The sequence below is a fragment of the Sporolactobacillus terrae DSM 11697 genome, from assembly GCF_000648615.1.
GTDB lineage: Bacteria > Bacillota > Bacilli > Bacillales > Sporolactobacillaceae > Sporolactobacillus > Sporolactobacillus terrae.
This window is the reverse complement of record NZ_JFZC01000094.1, coordinates 1-5,428: the sequence shown is the minus strand read 5'-3', so window position 1 is coordinate 5,428 and position 5,428 is coordinate 1. Positions and strand designations below refer to the sequence as shown.

Annotated in this window: 12 protein-coding genes; all 12 read right to left on the bottom strand. The window is 39.8% G+C overall.

Features of this window, described 5'->3' with window-relative positions:
* Positions 1 to 139: 139 nt before the first annotated feature.
* A complete protein-coding gene (locus tag AA84_RS0115555; protein ID WP_028977979.1) occupies positions 140 to 607 on the bottom strand; it encodes a sigma-70 family RNA polymerase sigma factor in 468 nt (155 codons plus the stop codon).
* A gap of 25 nt (positions 608 to 632) precedes the next feature.
* A complete protein-coding gene (locus AA84_RS19125; protein WP_160168742.1) occupies positions 633 to 800 on the bottom strand; it encodes a hypothetical protein in 168 nt (55 codons plus the stop codon).
* Between the two features lie 91 nt (positions 801 to 891).
* On the bottom strand, positions 892 to 1,392 hold the full coding sequence (locus AA84_RS0115545; protein WP_160168741.1) for a hypothetical protein: 501 nt from the start codon (positions 1,390 to 1,392) through the stop codon (positions 892 to 894).
* A 263-nt stretch (positions 1,393 to 1,655) separates the two neighbouring features.
* On the bottom strand, positions 1,656 to 2,189 hold the full coding sequence (locus AA84_RS0115540) for a hypothetical protein (protein WP_028977976.1): 534 nt from the start codon (positions 2,187 to 2,189) through the stop codon (positions 1,656 to 1,658).
* Positions 2,190 to 2,387, bottom strand: a complete 198-nt coding sequence (locus AA84_RS0115535; protein WP_028977975.1) for an XtrA/YqaO family protein — start codon at positions 2,385 to 2,387, stop codon at positions 2,190 to 2,192.
* Between the two features lie 70 nt (positions 2,388 to 2,457).
* Positions 2,458 to 2,682: a hypothetical protein gene (locus AA84_RS0115530; RefSeq protein WP_028977974.1), complete on the bottom strand. Its 225-nt coding sequence runs from the start codon at positions 2,680 to 2,682 to the stop codon at positions 2,458 to 2,460.
* A gap of 291 nt (positions 2,683 to 2,973) precedes the next feature.
* A complete protein-coding gene (locus AA84_RS0115520) occupies positions 2,974 to 3,450 on the bottom strand; it encodes a hypothetical protein (RefSeq protein WP_028977972.1) in 477 nt (158 codons plus the stop codon).
* A complete protein-coding gene (locus AA84_RS19120; RefSeq protein WP_160168740.1) occupies positions 3,435 to 3,596 on the bottom strand; it encodes a hypothetical protein in 162 nt (53 codons plus the stop codon). Before AA84_RS19120 ends, AA84_RS0115520 begins: the two co-directional genes overlap by 16 nt.
* Entirely contained in the window at positions 3,593 to 3,739 is a 147-nt protein-coding gene (locus tag AA84_RS19115; protein WP_160168739.1) for a hypothetical protein, read from the bottom strand. The genes AA84_RS19120 and AA84_RS19115 overlap by 4 nt, the downstream gene beginning before the upstream one ends.
* Positions 3,736 to 3,882, bottom strand: coding sequence for a hypothetical protein (locus AA84_RS19110; protein WP_160168738.1), 147 nt, complete (start codon positions 3,880 to 3,882; stop codon positions 3,736 to 3,738). The genes AA84_RS19115 and AA84_RS19110 overlap by 4 nt, the downstream gene beginning before the upstream one ends.
* On the bottom strand, positions 3,872 to 5,176 hold the full coding sequence (gene dnaB, locus AA84_RS0115500) for a replicative DNA helicase (protein ID WP_028977971.1): 1,305 nt from the start codon (positions 5,174 to 5,176) through the stop codon (positions 3,872 to 3,874). Before dnaB ends, AA84_RS19110 begins: the two co-directional genes overlap by 11 nt.
* On the bottom strand, positions 5,169 to 5,428 hold a 260-nt coding region (locus AA84_RS19105; RefSeq protein ID WP_037563940.1), incomplete at its 5' end, for a hypothetical protein. The genes dnaB and AA84_RS19105, both read right to left, overlap by 8 nt.

Genomic DNA, 5,428 nt, shown 5'->3' with positions numbered 1-5,428 from the left:
TTCAAGCGCAGAAGGTCAGATATTCGCAGTCCAACACAGATACCAAGCAAGAAGATCATAAAGTCACGTTCGGATCTGCTTCTCAAATGCTCATACATTTTATTGATTTTATCCTGGTCCCGAATTGGCTGCACCACGTTCATGATCTGCCTCCTATCGCCTTATTGATTTTCTTTTGCGCCCGTCTGATTGTTGTAGCGACTGTGCTTTTCTTGACACCCAGCAGCTCCGCTATCTCATCCAATGGCAGCATCTCAGCATGATGCATGACATAAATGTCTGTCTCGCGTTCTGTCAACTTTGAGAGTGCAATCTTTATGTCTATTCGTTCCATGTCGCTTAACTCTCGTGATTCTTGTGGTTCTGATTCCAACTCAATTGCATCCATCAAATCCGGATCCATAAATTGAACTTCTGAACGGCGATAAGCACCGCGCTTATGGTATGGGTTGAATCCACAATGAATCCATGACAGTGCAAAGTTCATGTCGTTTAACATTTCGGAAATGATCGTTCTTTCTATGCTATTCGGATCTTCTTTAATATCCGGAGCCGAAGCATAAGCTTTTTTTGCCAGTCTTATAGATCGTCTGTATTCATAAACCATTGTTCGTACACTCAAATGACACACCTCACTTTTGTTTGAATGCTCCACCCTTGACGCGCCTGTATGTTGGTCCATGAATACCCATCAAATCCTCAATCACATGTTGCGGCATCTTTTCGGAACAATGACCGCGTTTTCGTGAACGATTGCTGTCTGAACTGATACTTTTCTTGCTGTTTTCGGAACGATTCATGAAGAACACTCCTTTTTGGCAAATAAAAAAGGACACAGAATAACGGCTTTTAACCGCATTCCGTGTCCTCCAGTTGACTGGTAGAACAAATTTATTTTTCTATAGTTGTAAACTCGTCAATATAAAAATCTATTAAACCTGTAATCACTGATATTTTTCTTCGATTATTCTCAATTCTTTGATTTGCTGAATAAACGAATCTAAAAAAAAGACCCATTAGCAATATGTTAGCAATTCCAAAAACCACAGAAAATGTGTATTGTGGCAGATTCTTAATCAGACTTATAAAAATAGAATTCAATAAAAATCCGCCTATGAGTGAAACATTTAATGAAATTGTCCCACTTAAATGTGAGTATCGACTTATGCTTGCTAGAATCAGCTTAAATCTCTTGACAGCATAATACTCCTTTTTTGTTATTTTGTTTTTTTGTAACACACTTATTAATTCGTTGATGTCATTTTCCGATATTTCTTTCATACCCTCCAAATTTAAAAATAAATTTCTTATCTCTCTAATTAGCTCATTCTTTGAATACGCATTACAAAACGTAAATTTACTTTTTTCATCCTCTCTATCAGCAGATTTCATTGACCACTTCGTAAAGAAAATTAACGGTTTAGCAAAAGAATTAGCGGCTTTAAAGTAAATTATTAACACCATTATTGATAGCGAAATAAAAATTAAATACCGAAAAACATATTGATATAATAACGAATCACCCAATTTATACCACTTCCAATTGGAATTGAATTAGATAATTATTACTATGAAATAGAGAATCAAATAGAATAACAAAGAACAACGTTTTTCAACTGAATTCCATGTTCTCCAGTTGACCGGTAGGGCTTATATTACTTTTTATATTTATCTTGAAGCTCTTTTAATTTTATTATTATGTTTGCAGTAAAAAAATCCTTATCGGAATAAAATTCATCAAGATTATTATATTTCATAATTTTCAAAAGTTCATTTTCAAATTCTTTTTTTCTTTTTGTAGTTGTCCCTTCATCTGAAAATCCGAGCAAAATCAAACCAATTAAGTGTAAATACAATTCAACTTTTTTATTGATTTCTTTTTGACTTTTTGATTCAAAAAACTTCTGAATAAATGGCGCAATAATCGCTAAAATTATTGCATAAAATGACAAATATAAAGATTTGACATCTGTGCTCCAATGATTAAATTTTACAATAGAAAATAACATGAAAATGAATTGAACTACACAAACAAATAGTAAAATCATATTTGGTCTAGTAAGGCTCTCAAAGTATGTCTTTGTTTTAAAATGATAATGTATTTCATCATCAACTTTAATTAATGCATTTTCTTTTAAATCATGTTTTAAAATGCTTCTTAAGAGTTTCTCTTTTTCTTCACTATCCAATTAAAACTCCTCCCCCTCATCCCACTTCACACGTTTTACCTTGCCCTGATGCGTAACGATCGTCGTCTCCCCATGTTCGGGTAAGTCCGTCACTTTTGCCTTACCATTGCCAATTACAATCACTTTGTTATTTAATTCCATTATATCAAGTTGTAGCCTCATTGTGGCCGTATCTATTTTCATTTCTTTTAATCGCATCATAATCCCTCCGTATGATATAATTAACTTGTCAGAGTCGCTCGGAGGGATCCGAGCCTTTTTTATTGCATCAAGATATTTTCTCTAAATCCGATTCAAACGCTCGCTCAATTTGATTTTTTCGCACTCTTGATGATTCACTTGTCCAATGTATGTGACCGTCATTTCCTATCTTGTCAAAAAAGATAGTGTATTCCTTATCAACAAAATCAAAATCAGTCAGTCTGCCTACACGGTTGTACTGCTTATGTCGTGGGTCGGTTATCCTTGCATAATCAAGTATTCCTGCTTCCATCCTTACCCCTCCTTCATCGTAGTATCGAACTGCGACATCGTTTATATATACTCAATATCTTTATAGCGTGTTGGATCAAGATATGGACATGTCTTACATACTTCTACATAAGTCATTTCAATATCATGTTTATCGCAAACAAAATAATAATTATCATCTCGTTCACACGACATGTGTATTTGACTCTGCATCATCGGATCATCTTGTATAAAAGAAAACTTACCACACTTTCCTTTTATTCTTTTAGGTCTTTTCACTGCTTTCTCCTTCGCCTTAGCTGTCTACTGTTCATCAAACCAACTCGATCTGCAGCTTCTTTCTCCGTTCATCAAATAACTTTGCCCTGGCTTCTTTGCGACTGATCGGAAATATCGGTTTGATGTAGAAACTAATATCGATGTCCGTTCCATCGACTTCGATATCCGAATACTCAATCGCCTTATACCATGAGCCCTCTAATTTGAATACATGTCCAAGAGTTGTTGATCTTTTCAAACGTTCGTCGTCGAATTTACAACGAACGTGCGCTTCTCTCCAGTGTTCAATAGGAGTAAATACTTTTTCACTGTCTGAGTAATTTGTTTGGTTTAGATCCTGACATGTATACCAGATTGTCAGATGCTGGCCGTAAAGTCCATATTGGTTAATTCCAATGATTAAGAAAATATGATCATGATATTCCATTGTGTCGCCAATCCGTTTGGGATGTTTAAACAATCGGGTTGATCTTCTCAATACTCTAATTGGACCCGTCAAATCCGCCGGCATTCAGATTCACCTACGCCTTCGTTCCTGTTTTCCCCTTTCAGTTTTCGTTTTGCCAAAATCGATCCACAAATTAAGGCTGCAATTGCCATAATTCCATTGACCAGGAGCAGGAAGATCACTAAGCAAAGTGCCACAAGAATAATCATCTGCTCACATCCGTTTCACCCGTAACGATTTCCCAACCGTCGCGCATTTTTTCACGTGTCTGTTTCCAGGTTAGATACTCGACAGTAAAGATCAGCGCGCCTTCATGCCTTTTCTGCAAGTACACAAAGTCTCGTCTTTTCATTCGGCACCGTCCTCGGTCAAGCATGATTCCCGATAATTGACCTTGAGAATTTTGTCTGACTGCTTCTCCCAATACTCACGCGTACATCCTTGTGCGATCATTAGCCAGTCAATCATTTCCTCACGCTCCGCTTTACTGAGCATAGGCAGCCACCGCCTTTCGATCGAGATTGACAAACTTGGCATACTCTTTGATGAATGCTGCTTCTACTGTTCCTACCGGCCCATTGCGCTGCTTGCCAATGATGATCTCTACGATGTTTGGCTTTTCAGATTCACGGTTGTAATAATCATCGCGGTACAGGAACAGGATCAAATCGGCATCTTGCTCAATATTTCCTGATTCACGCAGATCGCTGAGCATTGGCCGCTTGTCTTGCCGTGCTTCCACGCCACGCGAAAGCTGGCAGACCAGGATAATCGGCAAATGATAACGCCGGGCGAGCTGTTTCAAACCGCTAGTGACTGCGCCAATGGCCAAATCTCTCCGCTCATATTTCCCGATGATCTTGATAAAGCTCAAATAGTCAATCACAACCAGATGTTTCTTGTCCGGATGTTTTTTGAGCGATTTGCGAATGGTTGCTCGAATACTAGCAACGGTCTGTGCCGGTCGATCATGGATGGAGAGTGTCCAGTGTTCGTAGATGCCCATGCTTTGGATGACACTCTCGACATCCCCGGCATTCATGTAGCGTTCCGGATTGCGCCATTTCCCCGCATCAATATTTCCGATCGCCGACAGCAGCCGCTGCTGAATCTTTGTCTTCGGCATCTCTAGGCTGAATAGATCAACAACTACATCAGCAGCTGCAGCACTCTTTGCCACATTAAGCACAAAGGCTGTTTTGCCCATTGACGGCCGACCGGCAACGATGATCAGGTCGTCATTTTGCAAGCCGCTTGTCATAGAATCAAGATCCGTGATGCCTGTGGTTACTCCTGAAATATCGCCGCGCTTTTCGAAAAGCGAATCATAGATGTTCATCATGCTTTCCCGATCAGACAATTCATCATCCATAACCTGCTGATCTGTGATCTCATCCAAAGACTTAGCGAGTTCTTCAATGCCTTCGGAGCTTGGATTGTTCACAAACCGATTGGCTTTAGCCCTGGCTTCGCGCAGCTTGTGCGCATCGTTCAAAATGTGTTCGTAGAATTCAAAGTTCGCTGTAGTGGCAATCCCGTTGACCAGCTGTGCTATGTAGTCAATACCACCGATCTGTTGGAGCTGATCCCCGATCTGCCTAGACAGTGTCACCGGATCAATCGGTGATTCTTTGAGATTTAGCGTTTCAAAACCCGAGAAAATAGCCTTGTGTGCTGCTATTGAAAAATGCTCTTCCGTCAACCAGCACTGGTCCATAAGCTGGTTGTCAAATAATATTGAACCGAGTATTGCTTGTTCGGCTTCTACAACCGACCGATCTTCACTCATGCGCAAACACCTCCAAACGTGGTAGCTGCTTTTTTACCGGATTTGCCTTTGCTTCAGCTTCCCAGCGCTGCATTTTCTCTGTTTCCTGGTTTAACTTAGAGCGTCGCTGATTGACAACAATATCTGCAGGCAATGGAACCGCATGTCGGCTCTGCGGATCACTTACGTAGCGATAAAAGCGTTCCATCGTCGCATCAAAGTCTGCGTGGTGTGTCGTGGCAAGCCAGATGTTCATGTACGTTTCATCGGCAA

Bases quoted from the DNA above. Each gene is read 5' to 3' on its own strand.
- AA84_RS0115555 (WP_028977979.1), bottom strand. From the start codon at position 607: ATGGTTTATGAATACAGACGATCTATAAGACTGGCAAAAAAAGCTTAT.
- AA84_RS19125 (WP_160168742.1), bottom strand. From the start codon at position 800: ATGAATCGTTCCGAAAACAGCAAGAAAAGTATCAGTTCAGACAGCAAT.
- AA84_RS0115545 (WP_160168741.1), bottom strand. From the start codon at position 1,392: ATGAAATCTGCTGATAGAGAGGATGAAAAAAGTAAATTTACGTTTTGT.
- AA84_RS0115535 (WP_028977975.1), bottom strand. From the start codon at position 2,387: ATGCGATTAAAAGAAATGAAAATAGATACGGCCACAATGAGGCTACAA.
- AA84_RS0115530 (WP_028977974.1), bottom strand. From the start codon at position 2,682: ATGGAAGCAGGAATACTTGATTATGCAAGGATAACCGACCCACGACAT.
- AA84_RS0115520 (WP_028977972.1), bottom strand. From the start codon at position 3,450: ATGCCGGCGGATTTGACGGGTCCAATTAGAGTATTGAGAAGATCAACC.
- AA84_RS19120 (WP_160168740.1), bottom strand. From the start codon at position 3,596: ATGATTATTCTTGTGGCACTTTGCTTAGTGATCTTCCTGCTCCTGGTC.
- AA84_RS19115 (WP_160168739.1), bottom strand. From the start codon at position 3,739: ATGAAAAGACGAGACTTTGTGTACTTGCAGAAAAGGCATGAAGGCGCG.
- AA84_RS19110 (WP_160168738.1), bottom strand. From the start codon at position 3,882: ATGCTCAGTAAAGCGGAGCGTGAGGAAATGATTGACTGGCTAATGATC.
- dnaB (WP_028977971.1), bottom strand. From the start codon at position 5,176: ATGAGTGAAGATCGGTCGGTTGTAGAAGCCGAACAAGCAATACTCGGT.